Annotated in this window: 18 protein-coding genes; 11 read left to right on the forward strand and 7 right to left on the reverse strand. The window is 64.6% G+C overall.

Annotated elements, in window-relative coordinates; genetic code table 11:
* Window positions 1–38: 38 nt before the first annotated feature.
* From K0H49_RS28780 to K0H49_RS28825, 10 genes are all read left to right on the forward strand, one after another.
* Window positions 39–2183: a phosphocholine-specific phospholipase C gene (locus tag K0H49_RS28780; RefSeq protein ID WP_219220064.1), complete on the forward strand. Its 2145-nt coding sequence runs from the start codon at window positions 39–41 to the stop codon at window positions 2181–2183.
* An 89-nt stretch (window positions 2184–2272) separates the two neighbouring features.
* Window positions 2273–3148 (forward strand): LysR substrate-binding domain-containing protein, encoded by an 876-nt coding sequence (locus K0H49_RS28785; RefSeq protein ID WP_219220066.1) that lies wholly within the window; start codon window positions 2273–2275, stop codon window positions 3146–3148.
* A 109-nt stretch (window positions 3149–3257) separates the two neighbouring features.
* The gene (locus K0H49_RS28790) at window positions 3258–4607 is read left to right on the forward strand and encodes an LLM class flavin-dependent oxidoreductase (protein ID WP_257625271.1); all 1350 of its coding nucleotides are present in this window, start codon (window positions 3258–3260) and stop codon (window positions 4605–4607) included.
* A gap of 128 nt (window positions 4608–4735) precedes the next feature.
* Window positions 4736–5218, forward strand: a complete 483-nt coding sequence (locus tag K0H49_RS28795; RefSeq protein WP_219220068.1) for a rhodanese-like domain-containing protein — start codon at window positions 4736–4738, stop codon at window positions 5216–5218.
* A gap of 30 nt (window positions 5219–5248) precedes the next feature.
* The gene (gene epsC, locus K0H49_RS28800) at window positions 5249–6157 is read left to right on the forward strand and encodes a serine O-acetyltransferase EpsC (RefSeq protein WP_219220070.1); all 909 of its coding nucleotides are present in this window, start codon (window positions 5249–5251) and stop codon (window positions 6155–6157) included.
* Window positions 6154–6450, forward strand: a complete 297-nt coding sequence (locus tag K0H49_RS28805; RefSeq protein ID WP_219220072.1) for a helix-turn-helix domain-containing protein — start codon at window positions 6154–6156, stop codon at window positions 6448–6450. Before epsC ends, K0H49_RS28805 begins: the two co-directional genes overlap by 4 nt.
* Window positions 6451–6517: 67 nt before the next feature.
* Complete coding sequence (locus K0H49_RS28810; RefSeq protein ID WP_183023048.1) at window positions 6518–7450, forward strand: family 2A encapsulin nanocompartment shell protein; 933 nt, start codon at window positions 6518–6520, stop codon at window positions 7448–7450.
* 101 nt (window positions 7451–7551) lie between these two features.
* Window positions 7552–9480, forward strand: a complete 1929-nt coding sequence (locus tag K0H49_RS28815; RefSeq protein ID WP_219220407.1) for a family 2A encapsulin nanocompartment cargo protein cysteine desulfurase — start codon at window positions 7552–7554, stop codon at window positions 9478–9480.
* 131 nt (window positions 9481–9611) lie between these two features.
* On the forward strand, window positions 9612–10562 hold the full coding sequence (locus tag K0H49_RS28820; protein WP_219220074.1) for a sulfurtransferase: 951 nt from the start codon (window positions 9612–9614) through the stop codon (window positions 10560–10562).
* A gap of 121 nt (window positions 10563–10683) precedes the next feature.
* Complete coding sequence (locus K0H49_RS28825) at window positions 10684–11898, forward strand: YeeE/YedE family protein (RefSeq protein ID WP_219220076.1); 1215 nt, start codon at window positions 10684–10686, stop codon at window positions 11896–11898.
* 567 nt (window positions 11899–12465) lie between these two features.
* On the opposite strand, the gene K0H49_RS28830 is transcribed toward K0H49_RS28825, so the two are convergent.
* From K0H49_RS28830 to K0H49_RS28840, 3 genes are all read right to left on the reverse strand, one after another.
* The gene (locus K0H49_RS28830) at window positions 12466–14079 is read right to left on the reverse strand and encodes an ATP-binding cassette domain-containing protein (RefSeq protein WP_219220078.1); all 1614 of its coding nucleotides are present in this window, start codon (window positions 14077–14079) and stop codon (window positions 12466–12468) included.
* Window positions 14066–15418, reverse strand: a complete 1353-nt coding sequence (locus tag K0H49_RS28835) for a DUF4135 domain-containing protein (protein WP_219220080.1) — start codon at window positions 15416–15418, stop codon at window positions 14066–14068. The genes K0H49_RS28830 and K0H49_RS28835 overlap by 14 nt, the downstream gene beginning before the upstream one ends.
* A 121-nt stretch (window positions 15419–15539) precedes the next feature.
* On the reverse strand, window positions 15540–15986 hold the full coding sequence (locus K0H49_RS28840; protein ID WP_219220081.1) for a GNAT family N-acetyltransferase: 447 nt from the start codon (window positions 15984–15986) through the stop codon (window positions 15540–15542).
* A gap of 1079 nt (window positions 15987–17065) precedes the next feature.
* On the opposite strand from K0H49_RS28840, the gene K0H49_RS28845 reads away from it, so the two are divergent.
* Complete coding sequence (locus K0H49_RS28845) at window positions 17066–17278, forward strand: hypothetical protein (protein ID WP_219220083.1); 213 nt, start codon at window positions 17066–17068, stop codon at window positions 17276–17278.
* Window positions 17279–17301: 23 nt separating this feature from the next.
* Here the strand turns inward: K0H49_RS28845 and K0H49_RS30855 are convergent, their stop codons facing one another.
* The 4 genes from K0H49_RS30855 to panE all read right to left on the reverse strand — a co-directional run bounded on the left by K0H49_RS30855 (window position 17302) and on the right by panE (window position 20038).
* On the reverse strand, window positions 17302–17973 hold the full coding sequence (locus tag K0H49_RS30855; protein ID WP_257625272.1) for an MFS transporter: 672 nt from the start codon (window positions 17971–17973) through the stop codon (window positions 17302–17304).
* Window positions 17973–18503: an MFS transporter gene (locus K0H49_RS30860; protein ID WP_257625273.1), complete on the reverse strand. Its 531-nt coding sequence runs from the start codon at window positions 18501–18503 to the stop codon at window positions 17973–17975. Before K0H49_RS30860 ends, K0H49_RS30855 begins: the two co-directional genes overlap by 1 nt.
* A gap of 257 nt (window positions 18504–18760) precedes the next feature.
* Window positions 18761–19090, reverse strand: a complete 330-nt coding sequence (locus tag K0H49_RS28855) for a cupin domain-containing protein (RefSeq protein ID WP_219220085.1) — start codon at window positions 19088–19090, stop codon at window positions 18761–18763.
* Between the two features lie 24 nt (window positions 19091–19114).
* Window positions 19115–20038: a 2-dehydropantoate 2-reductase gene (gene panE / locus K0H49_RS28860; RefSeq protein ID WP_219220087.1), complete on the reverse strand. Its 924-nt coding sequence runs from the start codon at window positions 20036–20038 to the stop codon at window positions 19115–19117.
* Window positions 20039–20101 lie beyond the last annotated feature (63 nt).

Here is a 20101-nt window from a genome sequence, read left to right on the forward strand (position 1 = left end):
CGCACCGTCCGACAACCCTTATCGTCGACCCCAACAACATGACCACCTTGAACCGCCGCACCCTGCTGCGCGCCGCCGCGGCCAGCGCCGCGCTCGGCCCCTTTCCGCCGGCCATCCAGCGCGCGCTCGCCATCCCGGCGAACAACGCCACGGGCACCATCAATGATGTGGAGCACGTGATCATCCTGATGCAGGAGAACCGTTCCTTCGACCACTACTTCGGCACCTTGCCCGGCGTGCGCGGCTTCAGCGACCGCTTCACCATCCCGATGGCCTCGGGCCAGCCGGTGTGGATCCAGCAGGGCAGCGCCGACACCGTGCAGCCCTTCTACCTCGACGCCACCAAGGGCAACGCGTTGCGCGTGGGCGGCGCCCACGACTGGGGCGACCAGCAGGCCGCCTGGGACGGCGGCCGCATGGCGGCCTGGCCCAAGGCCAAGAACACCAAGATCTCGATGGGCCACCTGCGCGAGTCCGACCTGCCTTTCCACTGGGCCCTGGCCAACGCCTTCACGGTCTGCGACGCGTACCACACCTCGATCCACACCGGCACCTTCACCAACCGCATGTTCCTGTGGAGCGGCACCAATGGCGCCAACGTGGTCGGCCAGGCCTGCGTGACCAACGCCAACTGGGGCGGCCTGGGCCCGTCGTCCGACGGCCTGAGCTGGACCACCTACCCCGAGCGGCTGCAGGCGGCCGGCGTGCGCTGGAAGGTCTACAACCGGCCGGGCAACAACAGCAACAACAACCAGCTGGTGGCCTTCGCCTCGTACCGCGCGGTCAACGAGCAGCTGCAGTCGATCGGCTCGCCCAACGTGGCCTACTCGCCGGCGATCGAGGCGATGTCGCCGCTCTACAAGGGCTTCGGCAACACCATGCCCGACGGCGGCTTCCTGCAGGCCGTGGCCGACGACATCGCCGCGGGCACCCTGCCGCAGGTGAGCTGGATCGTCGCGCCCGGCGCCTACAGCGAGCACCCGAGCATGTCGGTGCCGCAGCAGGGTGCCTGGTACATCCAGACGCTGCTGGACATGCTCACGGCCAACCCCGAGGTCTGGAGCAAGACCGTGCTGATCATCAACTTCGACGAGAACGACTGCTTCTTCGACCATGTGCCGCCGCCCTCGCCGCCGTGGCGCAACGACGACGGCACCTACCAGGGCAAGTCGACGGTGGACATCGCGAGCGAGTACTACACGATGCGGGCCCCGCCGGGCGACACCAGCCAGCGCACGCCCGACGGCCGCTCCTTCGGCGCCAGCTCGCGCCTGCCGATGATGGTGATCTCGCCGTGGAGCGTGGGCGGCTGGGTCAACTCCCAGGTGTTCGACCACACCTCGACCCTGCGCTTCCTCGAGCAGCGCTTCGGCGTGCGCGAGACCAACATCAGCCCATGGCGGCGCGCGGTGTTCGGCGACCTGATGTCCTGCTTCGACTTCAAGAACCCGAACCGCGCCAAGCCCACGCTGACGACCGCGCCGACCAAGGCGCAGGCCGACGCCACCTACTCGCAGCAGGTGGCTTCGCCGGGCGTGCCGGTGCCCGCGGTGGGCACGGTGCCGCTGCCGACGCAGGCCCTGGTGGTGCGGCCTTCGCGCGCCTTGCCCTACCGCCTGCACACCAGCGCCAACGTCGACCTGTCCAATGGCCAGGTCTGGCTCAGCTTCAGCAACACCGGCACGCAGGGCGCGGTGTTCCACGTCTACGACGAGCTCAACCTGTCGCGCCGTCCGCAGCGCTACACGGTCGAGCCCGGCAAGATGATCTCGGACGCCTGGAAGGCCGTGGCCGACAACGCAGGCAAGTACCGGCTCTGGGTGCTCGGGCCCAACGGCTACCACCGGCACTTCGCGGGCGACCTGAATGCGCTGCGCAGCGGGCCGAACCCGGAAGTGCGCGTGTGCTACGACCCCGAGGGGAACGCGGTCCGCCTGACGATCATGAACATGGGCGACGCGCCGGCCACCGTGAGCGTCCAGCCCAACGCCTACCGAAACGATGGCCCATGGACCTACACGGTGGTGCCCGGCATGCAGCTCGAACCCTCGTGGTCGCTGGCCGATACGCAGAGCTGGTATGACTTCACGCTGACCATGGATGGCGGCTTCAGCCGGCGCTTCGCGGGCCGGCTGGAGACCGGAAAGGACGGCGTCAGCGATCCGGCGATGGGCGTGGCCTGAGGCGATGCAGCCTTGCACACGCCCTTCATGATCGGTGGGCATGATCGCGTGCCTTGCATGCGCAGCCACCAGGAACGAGACCCCCCGCGATGACGCTCAACCAGATCCGCGCCTTCATCGCGGTCGCGCACGACGGCGGCTTCACCGCCGCCGCGCGTGCGCTGGGCATGAGCCACAGCACGCTCAACTCGCAGATCCAGATGCTCGAGCGCGAGTACGGCGCCGAGCTGTTCCACCGCCGCGGGCGGCGCGTGGAACTCTCGGCCCTGGGCCTGGAGATGCTGCCCATGGCGCGCCGCATGGCCGCGCTCGAGGGCGACATGGCCTCGCTGCTGGACGACAGCGGCAAGCTGCGCCGCGGCTCGCTGCGCATCGGCGCGGTCGGGCCCTTCCACGTCACGGAGATGATCGAGGCCTACCACGCGGTCCATCCGCGCATCAAGCTGTCGGTCACGCTGGGCAACTCCGAAGTGGTGCTGGACGCGCTCGACAAGTACGTGAGCGACGTGGGCGTGGTGGCCAGCCGCTTCCCCGACGCGCGCTATCACATGCAGCTCTACGCGCGCTACCCGGTGATCGCCTTCGTCCATGTGGCGCATCCCTTCGCCAAGCGCGAATCCATCGCGTTGCACGAGCTGGCCGGGCAGCCGCTGCTGATGCGCGAGCCTGGCTCGACCACCCGCAAGGCGCTCGAAGACGCGCTGCAGGCGCAGGGCGTGCACGTGCAGGTCGCGATGGAGATCGGCAGCCGCGAGGCGCTGCGCGAGGCGGTGGCCCGGGGCCTGGGCATCGGCACCGTGTCGCAGTCGGAGTACGTGGCCGACCCGCGCCTCAAGCCCGTGCCCATCGAGGGCGACCTGGTCTCGACGCACATCCACGTGTGCTGCCTGCGCGAGCGGCGCGAGAGCCGGCTGATCGCGTCCTTCTTCGATGCCATCGCCGCCTGCCCGGGTGCGTCGCCCTGAACCCCGGGCCCTGGGCATATGCAAGTGACTTCTTGTTCCTTGGCGATCGCCGCGCCGGGCGGAAGAATGGCCGGGCACTCCCGCCTTTCCGTTCCCCTTGCCCCACGCCATGCCCGTTTCCGATCTCCCGCGCCAGATGCACCTGGGCGCCTTCTTCTTCGGCGTGGGCCACCACCTCGCCGCCTGGCGCCATCCTGAGGTCGACCCCGGCGCGGCGAGCCGCATCGCGTCGCTCCGCGAATGGGCCCGTGTCGCCGAAGCGGCGAAGTTCGATGCCATCTTCTTCGCCGACAACGTCGGCCTGCCGGGGCCGCCCGATGCGGTGGTGGCGAAGAACGCGCTCTGGTATCCGCTCGACCCGATGCTCACGCTGGCCGCGCTGTCGCAGGCCACCGAGCGCATCGGGCTGGTGGCCACGGTCTCCTCGACCTACCTGCCGCCCTACCACCTGGCACGCAAGTACGCCACGCTCGACCAGCTGAGCGAAGGCCGCAGCGGCTGGAACCTCGTGACCTCGGGCAGCGACTTCGAGGCGCGCAGCTTCGGGCTCGACCAGCAGATCGGCCATGCCGACCGCTACGCCCGGGCGCGCGAGTACGTGCAGGTGGTCAAGGACCTGTGGGACACCTGGGAAGACGATGCCTTCGTGCACGACAAGGAAGGCAATCGCTTCTTCGATCCGGCCGGGCTGCACCGCGTGGCCCACGCGGGCGCGCACTACAAGGTGCACGGCGGCCTGCAGACGCCGCGCGCGCCGCAGGGCTACCCGGTGCTGGTGCAGGCCGGCTCCTCGGGCGACGGGCAGGACCTGGCCGCCGCGTCGGCCGAGGTGGTGTTCACCGCACAGCAGACGGCCGAGGATGCGCGCGCCTTCTACAGCGGCCTCAAGGCCCGGCTGCCGGCCTACGGGCGCACGGCCGACCAGCTCAAGATCCTGCCCGGCATCTCGCCCTTCGTGGGCCGCACGCGGCAGGAGGCGCAGGACAAGTTCGAGCAACTGCAGGGCCTGATCGATCCGGTGCTGGGCGTGGGCCTGCTCTCGACCTTCCTGGGCAACGTCGACCTGTCGGGCTATGCGGTCGACGACCCGTTCCCGCAGGACCTGCCCGTGACCGAAGGCTGGAAGAGCCGGCAGGAACTGTTCAGCCGGCTCGCGCAGCGCGACGGCCTGAGCATCCGCCAGCTCTACGAGAAGGTCGCGGGCGCGCGCGGCCACTGGACGATGGTGGGCACAGCCGCCGATATCGCGGACCAGCTCGAACACTGGTTCAGCACCGGCGCGGCCGACGGCTTCAACGTGCTCGCGCCCACGCTGCCGCACGGGCTCAAGGATTTCGCGGATCTTGTGATTCCTGAGCTGCAGCGGCGCGGCCTGTTCCGCACCAAGTACACGGGCCGCACGCTGCGCGATCACCTGGGCTTGGCGCGGCCCGCCCATCCGAAGGCCCGCGTGGCATGACACGCGTGCACAGACGAAGCGGTTGTTTGGATTCCACTTTTTATTCGTTGGTGAAAGTGGCCCCGAACCCTAGATTGATGGCCATGGCCACCCAGAAGGCCGCCCACCCGATCAGGAGTTTTCATTTCATGTCCGCAGATACCAGCGAGATCGTCGCCTTGCCCGAAGCCCTCGAACGCGCCCAGGCCGAGGCCGCCGCGCAGAACCTGTCCTATGCGGGCGGTGTCGCGCCCGCCGAGGCCTGGCAGCTCGTGCAGGACGGCGCGGCCGTGCTGGTCGACGTGCGTTCCGGCGAGGAACGCACCTTCGTCGGCCAGGTGCCTGAGAGCCTGCACGTGCCATGGGCCACCGGCACCGCGCTCACCCGCAACCCGCGCTTCGTGCGCGAACTCGAGGCCAAGCTCGCCAAGCAGGGCGGCAAGGAGGCGACGGTGCTGCTGCTGTGCCGCAGCGGCAAGCGCTCGGCCCTTGCGGCCGAAGCGGCGGCCAAGGCCGGCTTCGCGCGCGTGTTCAACGTGCGCGAAGGCTTCGAGGGCGAGATCGATGCGCAGCAGCATCGCGGCACGGCCGACGGCTGGCGCTTTCATCGATTGCCCTGGACCCAGGGCTGACATCCCCCGACCCACGAAAGAAGGACACCAATGGCCCGGTTCGACATCGGCGGCATCGCCGGCGCGCTGCATGCGGCGCGCGACGAATGGCGCGAAGCGCAGAAGCGCTCACGCGAGCCCGGCGGGCGCGAGTTTCCCTCGCGTGACGCGCTCACGCAGATCCTGCGTTCGCTGCAGGGCGTGCTGTTCCCGATGCGCCTGGGGCCGGTCGACCTGCGTCAGGACAGCGAGGACATCTACGTCGCCTACACGCTCGACGCCGCCCTGCATGCGCTGCACGGCCAGGCGCTGCTCGAACTGAACGACCGGGCCCGGCGCGCCGGGCAGGCGACGGCCGACGTCGAAGAGCGCGCCACCGCGGCCGTGCGGGCCTTCGGCGCCGCGCTGCCCGACATCCGGCGGCTGCTCGACACCGACGTGTTCGCGGCCTACCAGGGCGACCCGGCGGCGCACAGCGTCGACGAGGTGCTGCTGTGCTATCCGGGCGTGCTGGCGATGGTCCACCACCGGCTCGCGCACCGGCTCTACACGCTCGACCTGCCGCTGCTGGCACGCATCGTGGCCGAGCTGGCCCATGGCCAGACGGGCATCGACATCCACCCCGGCGCGCAGATCGGCCCGAGCTTCTTCATCGACCACGGCACCGGCGTCGTGATCGGCGAGACGGCCGTGATCGGCCAGCGCGTGCGCGTCTACCAGGCCGTGACGCTCGGCGCCAAGCGCTTCCCGACCGATGCCGAAGGCAAGCTGCAGAAAGGCCTGCCACGCCATCCGCTGGTGGAGGACGACGTGGTGATCTACGCGGGTGCCACCATCCTCGGGCGCGTGACGCTGGGCCAGGGCGCGACCATCGGCGGCAACGTCTGGATCACCGACGACGTGCCCGCGGGCGCGAGCGTGACGCAGGCGGGCCTGCTCAACGCCAGGCCGGTGAAATGAGCGCGCTGCCCGAGGCCCGGCCGCTCTACGACCTGGTCGAGACCTTCGGCATCGCGGTGCGGCAATTGCGCGAAGTGCGCGGCTGGTCGCAGGAACAGCTGGCCGAGCGCTCCAACCTCAACCGCTCCTATGTGGGCGAGGTCGAGCGCGGCCGCGTGATCGCCTCCATCCTGACCGCGCAGAAACTGGCCGGCGCGCTCGACATCAACATCGCGAGCCTGCTCTCGCGCTGCGAACAGCTGGAGCAGCAGCGCACCGTGCGCCGCATCAACTTGGCGGCTATAGCCTGTTGAGGGGACCACCCGGTCGCCCTGAAACTCCGCCTCGATTTCTCTTCCTTCATCGATCAACGGAGTCCTTATGACCGCAACAGTGGGTGGAACCACCGCCCTTGGCGACAATGCCGCACGCCAGCTCGCCAATGCCACCAAGAGCGTTCCCCAGCTCGAGACCATCAGCCCGCGCTGGCTCACCCACCTGTTGCAGTGGGTCCCCGTCGAGGCTGGCACCTACCGCCTGAACAAGGTCAAGAACCCCGAGTCGATCAAGGTGGTCTGCACCTCGCGCGAAGACGAGAACCAGCTGCCGCGCACCTGGGTCGACTACGAAGAGCATCCGCGCGAATACAACCTGAACGCCGTGAGCACCGTGCTCGACGTGCACACCCGCATCTCCGACCTGTACAGCAGCCCGCACGACCAGATCAAGGAACAGCTGCGCCTGACGATCGAGACGATCAAGGAGAACCAGGAAAGCGAGCTGATCAACAACCCCGACTACGGCCTGCTGTCGCAGGTGACCGACGAGCAGCGCATCTTCCCGCTGACCGGCGCGCCCACGCCCGACGACCTCGACGAGCTGCTGACCAAGGTCTGGAAGGAGCCGGCCTTCTTCCTGACCCACCCGCTGGCCATCGCTGCCTTCGGCCGCGAAGCCACGCGCCGCGGCACGCCGCCACCGACCGTGAGCCTGTTCGGCTCGCAGTTCATCACCTGGCGCGGCATCCCGCTGATTCCCTCGAACAAGGTGCCGGTGGCCGACGGCAAGAGCAAGATCCTGCTGCTGCGCGTGGGCGACAAGCGCCAGGGCGTGGTCGGCCTGTTCCAGCCGGGCCTGACCGGTGAGCAGAGCCCCGGCCTGTCGGTGCGCTTCATGGGCATCAACAACCATGCGATCGCGTCGTACCTGATCTCGCTGTACTGCTCGGTCGCGGTGCTGACCACCGACGCGCTGGCCGTGCTCGACGACGTCGAGATCGGCAAGTACCACGACTATCCCGACACCTACAAGTAAGGCGCGCCGTGAGCACGTCACTTTCTCCACCGGGCCTGTCGCCGCTGCCGCAACTTCCGCAGCAGCCCGAGGCGCCCTTCGATCCGGCCGTGCTGGCCCGCATGGCGAGCCAGCTCTTCGCGGCCCTGCCGGGCCAGGCGACGCCGCTGGGCGTGCAGGCGCCGTCGCAGCTCGCACCCGCGGGTTCGCCGCTGGTGAGCCCGGCCGGCTTCGGCCCCAGCGTGCCGGGCACGCCGATCCCGCAGGGGCAGGTGCCGGGCACCAACCTGCTGCCGGGCTCGCCCACGCAGGTGCTGTCGCTGGGCCACCGCGCGCCCTCGCTGCTGCCGCACGCGGTGGCCGGCAACGGCGCGCCAGATGCCTTCCACAGTGCCTTGCCCGCCTACGAGCCGCGGCTGGGCAGCGCGGTGCTGGGCGTGCCTGAAGGCCATGCGGCGCATGCGCCGGCGCCGGCACCGGCGCTGGGCAGTGCACAGCCGTCGGCGGCGGCGTCCCCGTTCTACTTTTTGAACGGCAGCCATGGCCATCCGTCGGCCGGTGCCGTGCCCGCTGCGTCACCGCCTCTGCAGGTCCTGCCCCCTCTCCCGCTCGCGGGAGAGGGCTGGGGTGAGGGCCTGCCGACGAACCGGGATGCGAGGTCGCCCCTCACCCCAGCTCTCTCCCCGGAGGGGCGAGGGAGCAGCAGCCAAGCGCAGGCGCCCCAGTACTACTTCGTCGACTCGGTGCGCCTGACCAGCGGCTACGTCACGCCGGCCAAGCCCGCGCCGCATGGCGACGGGCCCGCGGTGGCGCAGGGCCAGCGCCAGCCCTTCGACGTGCATGCGGTGCGGCGCGACTTCCCCGTGCTGCAGGAGCGCGTGAACGGCCAGCAGCTGGTGTGGTTCGACAACGCAGCCACCACGCACAAGCCGCAGTCGGTGATCGACCGCATCGCGTATTTCTACGCGCACGAGAACTCGAACATCCATCGCGCGGCACACGAGCTCGCGGCGCGCGCGACCGATGCCTACGAGGGTGCGCGCGAGCGGGTGCGCAAGTTCCTCAATGCGCCCGACGTGAACGAGGTGATCTTCGTGCGCGGCACCACCGAGGCGATCAACCTGGTCGCCAAGAGCTGGGGCGCGCAGCACGTGGGCGAGGGCGACGAGATCATCGTCTCGAACCTCGAGCACCACGCCAACATCGTGCCCTGGCAGCAGCTGGCCTCTGCCAAGGGCGCGAAGCTGCGCGTGATCCCGGTCGACGACTCGGGCCAGGTGCTGCTCGACGAGTACCGCAAGCTGCTCAACGACCGCACCAAGATCGTGGCCGTGACGCAGGTCTCGAATGCGCTGGGCACGGTGGTGCCGGTGAAGGAGATCGTCGCGCTGGCGCACCGTGCGGGCGCCAAGGCGCTGGTCGATGGCGCGCAGTCGGTCTCGCACATGCGGGTCGATGTGCAGGACCTCGACGCCGACTTCTTCGTGTTCTCCGGCCACAAGGTGTTCGGCCCCACCGGCATCGGCGTGGTCTGGGGCAAGCGTGACGTGCTCGAGGACATGCCCCCGTGGCAGGGCGGCGGCAACATGATCGCCGACGTGACCTTCGAGAAGACGGTGTTCCAGCCGATCCCGAACAAGTTCGAGGCCGGCACCGGCAACATCGCCGACGCGGTGGGCCTGGGCGCGGCGATCGACTACGTGAACCAGGTCGGCATCGAGAACATCGCGCGCTACGAGCACGAGCTGCTGGTCTACGGCATGGCGCAGCTGCGCACCATCCCCGGCGTGCGGCTGATCGGCACGGCGGCCGACAAGGCCAGCGTGATGTCCTTCGTGCTCGACGGCTACAGCACCGAGGAAGTGGGCCATGCGCTCAACGACGAGGGCATCGCGGTGCGCACCGGCCACCATTGCGCACAGCCGATCCTGCGTCGCTTCGGCGTCGAGACCACGGTGCGGCCCTCGCTGGCCTTCTACAACACCTTCGACGAGATCGATCGCCTGGTGGCGGTGGTGCGCAGGCTCGCGGGGCAGCGGCGCGCGGGCTGAACGCCGGCCCGCATGGCGTCGCGCGGCGCCATGCGGGTAGACGTTTTCGGCATGCGCATATCGGATTTGCGTCGTTTGGTTTTGGTCTTCGTCTTCGTACAGTCGGTTTCAGTTTCAACACAGGAGACCGAATGTCGATCCTTCGCAAATGGTGGCATGCCGCCACGCTCGCCACCCTGACCTTCACCGCGGCGGCCCCGGCCGCCTTCGCGCAGGCCTCGGCCGATGGCAGCGGTCCGCTCGTGTCCACCGAATGGCTCGACAGGAACCTCAAGAACCCCAAGCTGCGCGTGATCGAGGTCAGCGTGAACCCGGGCCTCTACGAGCGCGGCCATGTGCCGGGCGCGGTCAACTTCTCGTGGCACGCCGACCTCAACGACCGCGTGCGCCGCGACATCGTGAGCCAGGCCGATTTCGAGAAGCTGCTGTCGGCCGCGGGCGTCGACAACGACAGCACCGTGGTGCTCTACGGCGACAACAACAACTGGTTCGCGGCCTGGGGCGCCTGGGTGTTCGAGCAGTACGGCGTGCGCAACGTCAAGCTGCTCGACGGCGGCCGCAAGAAGTGGGAAGCCGAAGGCCGCGTGCTCGAGAACCGCGCACCGGAAGTCGTGGCCACGCGCTACAAGGTCACGCGCCCGCATCCCGAACTGCGCGCGCGCCTGACCGACGTGCTGGGCGTGGCCGAAGGCAAGACCGACGCCAGGCTGGTCGACATCCGCTCGGCCGACGAGTACACCGGCAAGATCTTCGCGCCGCCGGGCGCCGCCGAGCTTGCGGTGCGCGCCGGCCACATCCCGGGCGCGGCCAACGTGCCCTGGGGCCGTGCGGTCAACGAAGACGGCACCTTCAAGTCGGCCGCCGAACTCAAGGCGCTCTATGCCTCGGTCGGCATCGACGGCAGCAAGCCGGTCATCACCTACTGCCGCATCGGCGAGCGGTCGAGCCACACCTGGTTCGCGCTGACCAAGATCCTGGGCTACCAGAACGTGCGCAACTACGACGGCTCGTGGACCGAGTACGGCAATGCCGTGGGCGTGCCGGTGAGCAACCCCAGCGGCACGGTCTGGGCGTCGAAGTAGGCCGCTTTTCTTCTTTCTTTTTTCTTTGGGTGGGGACAACTCGTTGTCTCCTCGTCGTGTGGTAACGACGTTCGGGCGGACCTTGGGGTCCGCCCTTTTTTCGTGAGGAGTGGGTTTGAAGATGACGACGACGACAGCGCAGATTCCGGTGGCCGATGCGCCCGCGGGGCCCGGCCGCGTGGGCTGGATCGCCGCCGCATTGGTCGTGCTGCTGACCGTGGCCGGCGTGCAGGCATTGGGCGAACGCAGCGGCGGGCGCGCGCTGGCCTTCGCGGCCGGCCTGGGCGCGTTGCTGGGCGTGGTGCTGCAGCGCTCGCGCTTCTGCTTCTACTGCCATGCGCGCGACTACTTCGAGCGCGGCGATGCGCGCGGCCTGCTGGCCATCGTCGCGGCGCTGGCGGTCGGCACGCTGGGCATGCACGTGGTCATGACCGGCTGGCTGCCCGTGCCCATGCCGGGGCGGCTGCCACCCGACGCCCACATCGGCCCGGTGAGCTGGGCGCTGGTCCTGGCCGGCCTGGCCTTCGGCCTGGGCATGGTGGTGTCGGGCTCGTGCATCAGCGCGCACTGGTACCGGCTGGGCGAGGGCTCGCCCACCGCTCCCTTCGCGCTGGTCGGTTCCGCGGCCGGCTTCGTGCTCGGCTTCAACACCTGGAACGCGCTCTACAGCGCGACCATCGCGACCGCGCCCGTGGTCTGGCTGCCGCATCACCTGGGCTATGCGGGGTCGGCGGCCGTGCAACTGGGCCTGCTGGCCGGGATCGCCGCGCTGCTGTGGCGCCGGCTGCCGGCCGAAGGCGCGCCCTTGCCGCGTGCCGCCAGCTTCGGCGCCGCCTTGCGCCGGGCCTTCATCGGTCGCTGGCCGGCGGTGTGGGGCGGTGTCGCGGTCGGCGCCATCGCCGTGATCGTGGTGCTGCGCCTGCGACCCCTGGGCGTGACCGCGGCGCTGGGCAGTGCCGCGCGCACGGTCGGCGAGCATCAAGGCCTGGTGCCGCAGCGGCTCGAAGGCCTCGACACCTTCGGCGGCTGCGTGACGGCCGTGCTCGAGCACTTCTGGCAGACACCCAACGCCCTGCTCGTTGCGGGCATCGTGGCCGGCGCGCTGGCGGCGGCGCTGGCGAGCGGCCAGTTCACGCCACGCGTTCCCAGCCTGCGCCAGGCCGTGCGCGGCCTGGGCGGCGGCCTGCTGCTGGGCTGGGGCGCGATGACGGGGCTGGGCTGCACCGTGGGCAACCTGCTCTCGGGCACCATGGCCGGCGCGCTCTCGGGCTGGGTCTTCGGCGCCGCGGTGCTGTTCGCGGTGTGGGCCGGACTGCGCCTGCGCTGGAGCCTCTGAAAGGGTAGGGAGAGGGTCTGCGCGCAGCGAGATACCTCATGCGCAATCGGTCTTTGGTTTGCTCGCCGCGCCTCGCAGAATTGCGTCTGGCGCAGGCCATTTACAAGAGAAATGTGATGACACAGCCCCCCCGTTTCCCCGGTCGACCAGGCGCGTCACGCCGCTGCCCGACCATGCCGAGGCCCCGGCGTGCGCCGCACGGCTATGCCCCCTGCGTGCCTTGCGGCGTATGCAGGTCGCGGCGCGCAGGATACCCGGTGAGGAACACGCTTTACAAATCGGGCGGATAGGCGCCTAACAAGTGTCTTCTTCGGCATTCGCCTTAACTGCAGATTACGTCTCTCAAGTCCAGCCAGCCCGTGCGATTCATCATCTGCGAGTTTGTGTGGCAGCACTTAACGATTTGTATGCAGTTCTGAGCGCATGTGGCGTGGCGTCTTCGCGTCACATTGGCTTTAACAGGAAAATGTTTATTTGCTAGCTCAAGGCTTGCAAACGAGACGTGACGCGCTGGAATGCGCTACGCCATGCGCCATCTCGCGTCGAGTTTTCTTTCTTCGGCCTCGCTCACGGGAAGCTGAAGTCGTCTAGAAAGTCGAAATCTATCACCGATAAATTTCTGTGGGAAACTGCAAAAACTGTCGCGCCCGGGATTGTTGTTTTTATCAATAGCCAGACTTTTTCTTCGGTGCGTACGTCCATGGAGTTAGTGGCTTCGTCAAAGAAGACTAGAAATGGATTTCTCAAGATGCATCTGGAAATGGCGAGAAATTGAAGCTCGCCTGCGGAGAGTTGCTCTACGTCTTCATCTATATTGATGGCACTGTTGCCGATCTCTCTGGCCCAGATGTTCCAGTGAAATTTTACTTTCTCACGATCGACACTCTTGTCTCCAAGAGCGATATTTTCGAAAATGGATCCTCGAATCGTTGGTGGTGTTGGGTTTAGATAGTGGATCCTTGTCACGGAAGCGCCGGCTAGTTCTTGCAATTCGCCATATATCCTTTGCAAGTATGTTGATTTTCCAGTGCCAGAGGGGCCTCGCACATTGATCCATACGCCGGCGCCAATAGTCAAATGCTCGTTACTTACGTGGTAAACACGAGACTTGGAAAGCGATAACGAGCTCCAATTTTTCGAGCGTTCCGGAGAGAAGGTGACGTTTAATTTCTCTTTTTTTAACTTCTCTATGAGTTCATAACCTGCTTCGATTGCAATCAGGCCGTTTTGAATATTGTTGATTGCGGTGGAGGCGTTGGATAATGGATTTAAAACCCTGTCAAGATATATTAAAAGTAGAAAGAAGCTGCCAGCGGTTGCAGCCGTTCCGCTAGGGTTGTAAATTCCCCATGATAATACTATCGTGTAAATAAAAAGTGTGATGGCGGATAGGTAAAGTCCTCGCTCTGTTTTTACGGAGAAGAATTTCTGATGGCTTTCTACAGAGTTTGCGACGGCGGCCGACAGGCGATCTTCAAGAAAGGGTGCTGCATTGAAGACGCGGGCAAGGGTAGGATTGGATATGTATTCGGAAAGAAAAGAGGACGCAGTGTTGTCCGCTTGATTCGCGATTCGAGCCAAAGATAATTCTTTGTTTCGTTTGAACGAGATTCCAATCATAAATATGATGCCGCCTACGATCATGTAGGCTGCGACCAATGGGCCAATGACAATGCCGATGGCGATGCAGGCAATGAGAAGCTCAATTGACGTTGGAATGATGACGGATAGGAATCCGTGCAAAATTCCAATGGAGCCTACCTCCAATTTTGACATCGCAGCTGCCTGCTCTGCGATCCATCCAGCGGAGTCGCCATTTCGGCCCTCATGCCGTGGAATTCGAGAAATCCTGCTTGCAAAAATGGAGCAAAAAGTGTAGGAAATTTGGTAAAGAATGGGATTGACCAATTTCCATCTTAGATCTACCAGCATTTGCCCGGAAAATCTTAGGCCTATATACAGCGACGCACAGGTAAGCGTTGTCGAAAGCGGGCTGTTTTCAGATAGAGAGTTTATTGCCCGAGCCATGAGGAGCGGCGCGGCACTGAGAAGTGCCGAGGAGCAGAAAATTATCAAGAATGCCTTTATCAGCCGGCGAGATAATTGAGAATCGACCCCCTCCAGTAGATCGGACAGCGATCGTCGAGCAACCCCAGAGTCGAAGAACTCAAAGACTGACATGAGTTATTTTTTCTTCTATGAGAGAGGGCTTGAGCAAGAAACTCCTCAGTTCTTTGCGCAACCTTGGAAGGTCATTTATTGAGCAAGAATAAATGCATCTGCCGATTCTCTTGGATAAGGAATCTCTACTGGGAAAGTATTTCACTCGACCTGTCCAATGCATGAGTGCAGGCCCCGATTCCTGCTCTTCCGTCCAGAAGAATGGGATGTCTGAATCAAGTAGGTCTCTGAGTTCGCACTTCAGAGTCTCTTTATCCGCTGTGTTGGATAGGCCAATGGCATGGGAGAAGTGGTGGATGGCTCGGCCGAGATTGGTCGCAGTGTCTCCCGAAAATGGACATCTCAGCACCTCCAGTGTTGCGGCATATTGAACCGTTAGTTTGAGTAAAAAGCGAGTGCGCATTCCGATCGTAATTTCTTTCAATTCTCGAATGAGGTGCTGACGATTTGAACAGATTTGCCTGTATGCATCTTCAAATCCATCGATTATTTCGTCGCAAAAATCAGCGGGATTGACTGGCAATCCACTTTTGCTAATTAATCGATTGTTGCTGGGGCCGGACTCGCTTGTCACATATGCGAGATCTCCATTATTGATTTTCGCTCCGAATGCTTTGTTGCTTCTGTATGCGCCTAAGATGGAGGACAGATTTGCCCATCGTGAAACCAAGCCGGTATTCAAGAGCCGATCTTCTATTGGGGGCTTTCCGTGCTCGGTGAAGCTGTAAAAAATACACTCCGCATCAATAATGACCGGCCTCCCGTTCCAGGCGATGAGATTGTCAATGTGAACGTCGGTCATCTGCAGGGCGTGTGCGACGGCTGTAACAACGCCCAGAGATCTCATAAATTCCCGTGCTTGTGCAGGTGACGCATAGGGCCGACTTTCTAAAAATGGCATTACGTACCAATCGTTTTTGGGAGAGCTCCAGAACTTCGGAGGAACTGCATCAATGGCCGTCTTTTCCTTGATTTTTGTCAGAACGAGATGTAGGGCGAGATGCGGGCGGGGGTCTCTTGACTTGAACACATATTTCGATCCGCAAATTTCGAATATGACTGCACGCTCGCACTCGCCGTGCGAATCTCCGTTGGTAAATTGAATGAATATTTTCTCCGCATCGATGCCCAGCATCTTTTTGAATTCAATCAGCCCATTGTGAAGATTTTGGATGAATCGAAACATTCGAGCTGAGCGGCGTATCAGCATTCCTTCGAGAAAGCTACTGAATTCTTTCTGAATTTCTGCGTGGCGTCTAGAGTTGAGACTTTCAAAGTGTTTGAATTGGAGGGTGACCTGCTGAAAATCGATTTCGATTTCTCTTTCAAGGGCCTTCATGTCAAATAGGGCTGTCAGCGATCTTTCGGAACTTATTCTGTTAATAAGTTGGCAAAGGGTGGAGGATAAGATGGTGGTTGCGTCCCGTTGAGCGCGACAATGAATACTTCCTTTCTTCATTTTAATTCGTGAGATGGGCGGGTCGAAAGTGCTTTGGTCCTCGACTGCATGCGATGATTTTTGCTTTCTCGGTGATCGAGTTTTCATTGAGAAAGTAAAGCTCGTCGCTGAATGCGATTGAGAAGATCGCTGTATGTTGGCATCGGATGGTAATTGCGCGGACCAGCTGAGATTCAATGCCTTTGTGGCGATGCGGTGGAATTACGCAAATCTCCGCAAGGTACGTTGTTGTTATGTTGTCGGTGAATGCCCTTGAAATTCCGATTAGGCGTTGATCTTGGTCGTGAATGGCGACGGCGGTAATGGTCCCGGGGCAAAAGAACTTCTTACTAAAATCCTGAATTTGCAGGTATTCCGCTGCCAATCCGTAGCCGCATTTCTCCAGTAGTTGGGCTATTTCTTTGTCTGTAAATCTCGAGTGTTCAAAAGATATGATGGCCGAATTCATTCGTATTCTCTGTTGTGTATTAAAAGAAAAGGGAGGCTATTCCTCCCTTTCTATTTTATTGATTTGTGAATCGATATATGGTCAGCACATATGCGGTGCGATCTCGCATGTGCCGCTGGCGCAGCATTTGGTGGTTGCATTCGCAAGAATCGATCGAAGGGGCCCGGTCGGGTCGATGTAGGAATGAAAGATCTCAAAGAGTTCGTTCTTTTTTCCGTCCGGATCGACCACCGTATGAGTGCTTCTGTTCTCGAATCCACTTGCCAGGACCAGGCATCTTTCGACATCTATAAGTGCAAGATTTTGCATTTTTTCCCTTTTGTGCTTTGATTGTTAATTCGGCCCAATCGGACCGATGCTAGGGTACTTCATAGATTTGCGTTGGTCAAATTGCGGGATTCTTTGCTTTCAATGTTGCTGTGTAATGAATTCGTATTGTTTTTCTGTGCGCATTTTGTGCGAAATTTGTTAATTCTTTATGCGGCAAGTTGTGTGTTTTGTGTCCAAGTAGACAGCCGTCGCTATATTGAGATTTTTTGTAGCGAATTCTGTTGCGGACGGGGGTCTTCGATTCGTCGACGACGGCAGAAGTGGGCTCAACACCTCGATCGATCTGTGGAGGACGCGGGGGCGACGCTTCGTCGCGTGGATGGGTTGCGACCGCTTGCACAGTGAAGAGCGAATTTCTCTGTCACGCCATGCCGACTGACGCATCCATGCGCGCGTGGAGGGCGGCGCCTGACGAGGCCCGCGGCCTTGGCGCCTTAATGCTTCGGCTGATGTCGCATGTCGACTGCGCCGCGATGGGCCTAGGCGCGGTGGTCATCTGAAGCTCGCAAACGCCAGAGCAGAAAGGCCGAGGTCTACTCTGCGGCGCAGTTTGGTCACGATGTCGGGCTGGGTCTTCGGCGCCGCGGTGCTGCTGGCCGTATGGCTCGGGCTGCGGTTCTGTTGGAGTCTCTGAGCGCGCGTTGTCGGGTCTGCGCGCAGCGAGATTCCTCATGCGCAATCGGTCTTTGGGTTGCTCGCCGCGCCTCGCAGAATCGAGCACGGCGCAAGCCATTGAAGAGAGAAATCCGATGACCACACAGCACCCCCCCGTTTCCCCGGTCGAGCAGGCTCGACACGTGATCGGCGTGACGCGCCAGGCCTGGCGCGTGGCGCCGTTGTCGGAGCGTGCCGAAGCGCGACGTGCGCCTCATGGTTATGTGCCCTTGCGTGCCTTGAGGCGCGTGCAGATCGCGGCGCAACGCCGGCTGCCCGTGGGTGGGGCGCTGGCGCATTCCTGGTAAGCCGGCCGGACGAAAGACCGCGCCTAGCCTCCGGCGGGCGTCGCTGCGCGCTGGACGCGGGAGTCCTTCCCGAGCCGCCAGGCCATCGCGGTCCCGACGACCGCCGCGACGAAGCCCCCCAGGAACACGCTGGAATGGCCGAGGTGGTCGGCCATCAGGCCGGCCAGCGGACCGGTCGCGCCGTACGCCAGGTCCTGGAACGCCGCGAAGCCCCCGATGGCCGTGCCGCGCAGGTGCGCCGGCACGCGCTTGACCGCCTCGAGCCCCATGGCGGGAAACACCATCGAGCACCCCATGCCCGTCAGCAGGGCTCCCGCCATGGCCACCGCGGGATGGGGCGCCAGCCACAGCAGCGCCTGGCCCAGCGCCTCGACCGTCAAGGAAACCAGTGCGACCCGGTTGCCGCCGATGCGGTCGGGCAGGCGGCCCGCCACCAGTCGCAGCACGACGAAGCCGAGGCCGAAACAGGTCAGCCCATAGCCGGCGCCCTGCCAGCCATGGGCCAGGAAGTACAGCGGAAAGAACGCGCCCAGGGCCGCGAAACCCACGCCTTGCAAGCCCACGACCGCACCCTGCTTCCAGATCAGTCGCAGTACGTCGGAGAAGGGGGCGCGGCGTCCCGGCGCGGACCGGGCCGGCGCGATGGACCACAGCATCGCGCCACTGACCAGCGGCAGGACGATGCTGCCCGCCATCAGGTCGGCGAAGCCGAGCTTCCCAACAGCCAGAGGCCGAGGGGTCCGCCCACCGCGAACGCGCCATACAGCCCGGTGCCGACGAGCGCCATGACCTGGCCCGAGCGCGTCGCGCCCATGGCCGCCATGGCCCAGCCCAGCATGCCGACCAGCGCGAAGCTCTCGCCCAGGCCCAGCACGAGTCGCCCCGCCAGCAGCACCAGGTACGCACCGGCGCCATGGCCGAGGGCGGGCAGCGCGGAGGCCCAGCACAGCAGCGACGCGGCCGCGTAAAGGAACAGGCCCCTGAACATCGCGACCTTGCCGCCACGTTCGTCGGCCAGCCGGCCCGCCCAGCCACGGCTCAGGAGGGTGGACAGAAAGGCGATGCCCACGGCCAGGCCGGACGCGACATTGCCCATGCCCAACCTTTGCGACACATGGACCGCCACCGCCGGCATCGACATCGCGACCGACAGGTAGCCGAGGAAAAGCGCGAAGGTCATCCAGACCAGTTCGCGCAGGGAAGAATTTGCCTGGACGTTCGTCATCGAGCGCCGCTCCTTGCGTTTTCAAAGAGGCACCTGCGGGGCGAAGCGGCGGGGAGAGATGGGTACCGAAGCGACCAACGCACACCGCCAGTCGGCCGCGGGTGCCACTGGTGATGCGTTGGTTGACGTAAACGCTTACGGCGTGTCGAGCGCTGAAGACCTCAGCGTCGATTCTGCAGCGGCGATTCTAGCGGCGACGGCTTCGAAGCAGGGCGTGCCTGCCCGAGGATCGACGTCGGAGCGCGTCGAGGACTGGCTCAGCAAGGCTCGGGGTCGACAAGCAAGAAGCTGCCGTGACCGCCCGGCAGGATCTCGTGCCAGCTGCCCGCCGGAATGATCTGCAGGTCGCCGGCGCGAAGGGGCACCTGCACGCCATCGATGACCAGGTCGATGGCGCCTTCGAGCATCAGCAAGGCCTCGTCGTAGCCCGGATGCATCTCCCTTGCCAGCCCCGCTGCATCGACCTTGAACAGCTTCAGGCCCACGCCGCCGGGTCGCCCCACCAGCTTGCCGGACCACGCCGGACCCAGCAGCCGTGCGTGGCCGATCAGGTCCCGGTGCGTCGGCGCGGCGTGTGAAGCGGTCAAGGGTGGCGCTGGCCGTGCCTCGGGTCAGGCGGCGCGGCGCGCCTCGTAGGCCTTGAGGTTGACGTAGGCGATCTGCAGCACCGACGGCGTGGCCGGCTGCCCCGGTGCCTTGCGCCGCAGCAGGTCGCCGATGATGTGGTCGGCTTCCACCGCCGCGCCGCGCGCCATGTCCTTGTACATCGAGGCCGTGATCGGCGAGCCGGGCATGGTGAGGAAGGCGCGGCCGCGCTGCACGGCGGCCGCACGGGGTGCGAAGCCGTTGTGGGCGGCGATGGCGCTGCACTCGTCGAAGATCGACAGCGACACGGCTTCGCCGCCCGCGGCCACGATCTCTCCGAAGGACGCGCGCAGCAGCGTCGTGACGCCCGCGGCCGACGCGATGAAGACCCACTTCTCCCACATCTCCTGCAGGATGTTCTCGCTGGCGTTGCTGCCGAAGTTCACGCCCGCGAACTGGGCCGCGATGGCGTCGACGCGGGCCGAGCGGCGGCCCGCGCGTTCGCCGTAGTTGAGGTCGTGCGTGTCGTTGAGGTGCAGCACGCGGCCTTCGTCGTCGAGCGTGGCCGAGATCAGGCACAGGCCGCCGAGCACGCGTTCCTCGCCGAAGCGCGCGGCCAGGGCGTCGATGTGCTGCATGCCGTTGAGCAGCGGCAGGATCACGGTGTCGGGCCCGACGGCCGGTGCGAAGGAGTCCATGGTCGATGCGAGGTCGTAGGCCTTGCTGCCGACCAGGATCACGTCGTAGGGCCCGTCGATGCCGTCGGCCAGCACATGCCTGGGCGCCGGCAGCTGCAGGTTGCCCTGCGGGCTCTGGATCACGAGCCCGGTCTTGGCGAGCTGTGCCACGCGCCGAGGCCGCAGCAGGAAGGTGACGTCGCGCCCCGCTTCGAGCAGACGACCGCCGAAATAACCACCGAGTGCACCCGCACCCACCACGAGGAATCTCATCTTTATCACTCCCGAGTCAGACAGAGAAAGATCGACGGCGATGCTGCCGCGATCACCCGGGGG

It is taken from the genome of Variovorax boronicumulans (assembly GCF_019352895.1).
GTDB lineage: Bacteria > Pseudomonadota > Gammaproteobacteria > Burkholderiales > Burkholderiaceae_C > Variovorax > Variovorax boronicumulans_A.

Coding starts and splice junctions, on each gene's coding strand:
- K0H49_RS28835 (WP_219220080.1), bottom strand. CDS start 15,418: ATGAAGGCCCTTGAAAGAGAAATCGAAATCGATTTTCAGCAGGTCACC.
- K0H49_RS28805 (WP_219220072.1), top strand. CDS start 6,154: ATGAGCGCGCTGCCCGAGGCCCGGCCGCTCTACGACCTGGTCGAGACC.
- epsC (WP_219220070.1), top strand. CDS start 5,249: ATGGCCCGGTTCGACATCGGCGGCATCGCCGGCGCGCTGCATGCGGCG.
- K0H49_RS28820 (WP_219220074.1), top strand. CDS start 9,612: ATGTCGATCCTTCGCAAATGGTGGCATGCCGCCACGCTCGCCACCCTG.
- K0H49_RS28840 (WP_219220081.1), bottom strand. CDS start 15,986: ATGAATTCGGCCATCATATCTTTTGAACACTCGAGATTTACAGACAAA.
- K0H49_RS28780 (WP_219220064.1), top strand. CDS start 39: ATGACCACCTTGAACCGCCGCACCCTGCTGCGCGCCGCCGCGGCCAGC.
- K0H49_RS28785 (WP_219220066.1), top strand. CDS start 2,273: ATGACGCTCAACCAGATCCGCGCCTTCATCGCGGTCGCGCACGACGGC.
- K0H49_RS28790 (WP_257625271.1), top strand. CDS start 3,258: ATGCCCGTTTCCGATCTCCCGCGCCAGATGCACCTGGGCGCCTTCTTC.
- K0H49_RS28825 (WP_219220076.1), top strand. CDS start 10,684: ATGACGACGACGACAGCGCAGATTCCGGTGGCCGATGCGCCCGCGGGG.
- panE (WP_219220087.1), bottom strand. CDS start 20,038: ATGAGATTCCTCGTGGTGGGTGCGGGTGCACTCGGTGGTTATTTCGGC.
- K0H49_RS28810 (WP_183023048.1), top strand. CDS start 6,518: ATGACCGCAACAGTGGGTGGAACCACCGCCCTTGGCGACAATGCCGCA.
- K0H49_RS28815 (WP_219220407.1), top strand. CDS start 7,552: ATGGCGAGCCAGCTCTTCGCGGCCCTGCCGGGCCAGGCGACGCCGCTG.
- K0H49_RS28845 (WP_219220083.1), top strand. CDS start 17,066: ATGACCACACAGCACCCCCCCGTTTCCCCGGTCGAGCAGGCTCGACAC.
- K0H49_RS30860 (WP_257625273.1), bottom strand. CDS start 18,503: ATGACGAACGTCCAGGCAAATTCTTCCCTGCGCGAACTGGTCTGGATG.
- K0H49_RS30855 (WP_257625272.1), bottom strand. CDS start 17,973: ATGGCGGGCAGCATCGTCCTGCCGCTGGTCAGTGGCGCGATGCTGTGG.
- K0H49_RS28830 (WP_219220078.1), bottom strand. CDS start 14,079: ATGTCAGTCTTTGAGTTCTTCGACTCTGGGGTTGCTCGACGATCGCTG.
- K0H49_RS28795 (WP_219220068.1), top strand. CDS start 4,736: ATGTCCGCAGATACCAGCGAGATCGTCGCCTTGCCCGAAGCCCTCGAA.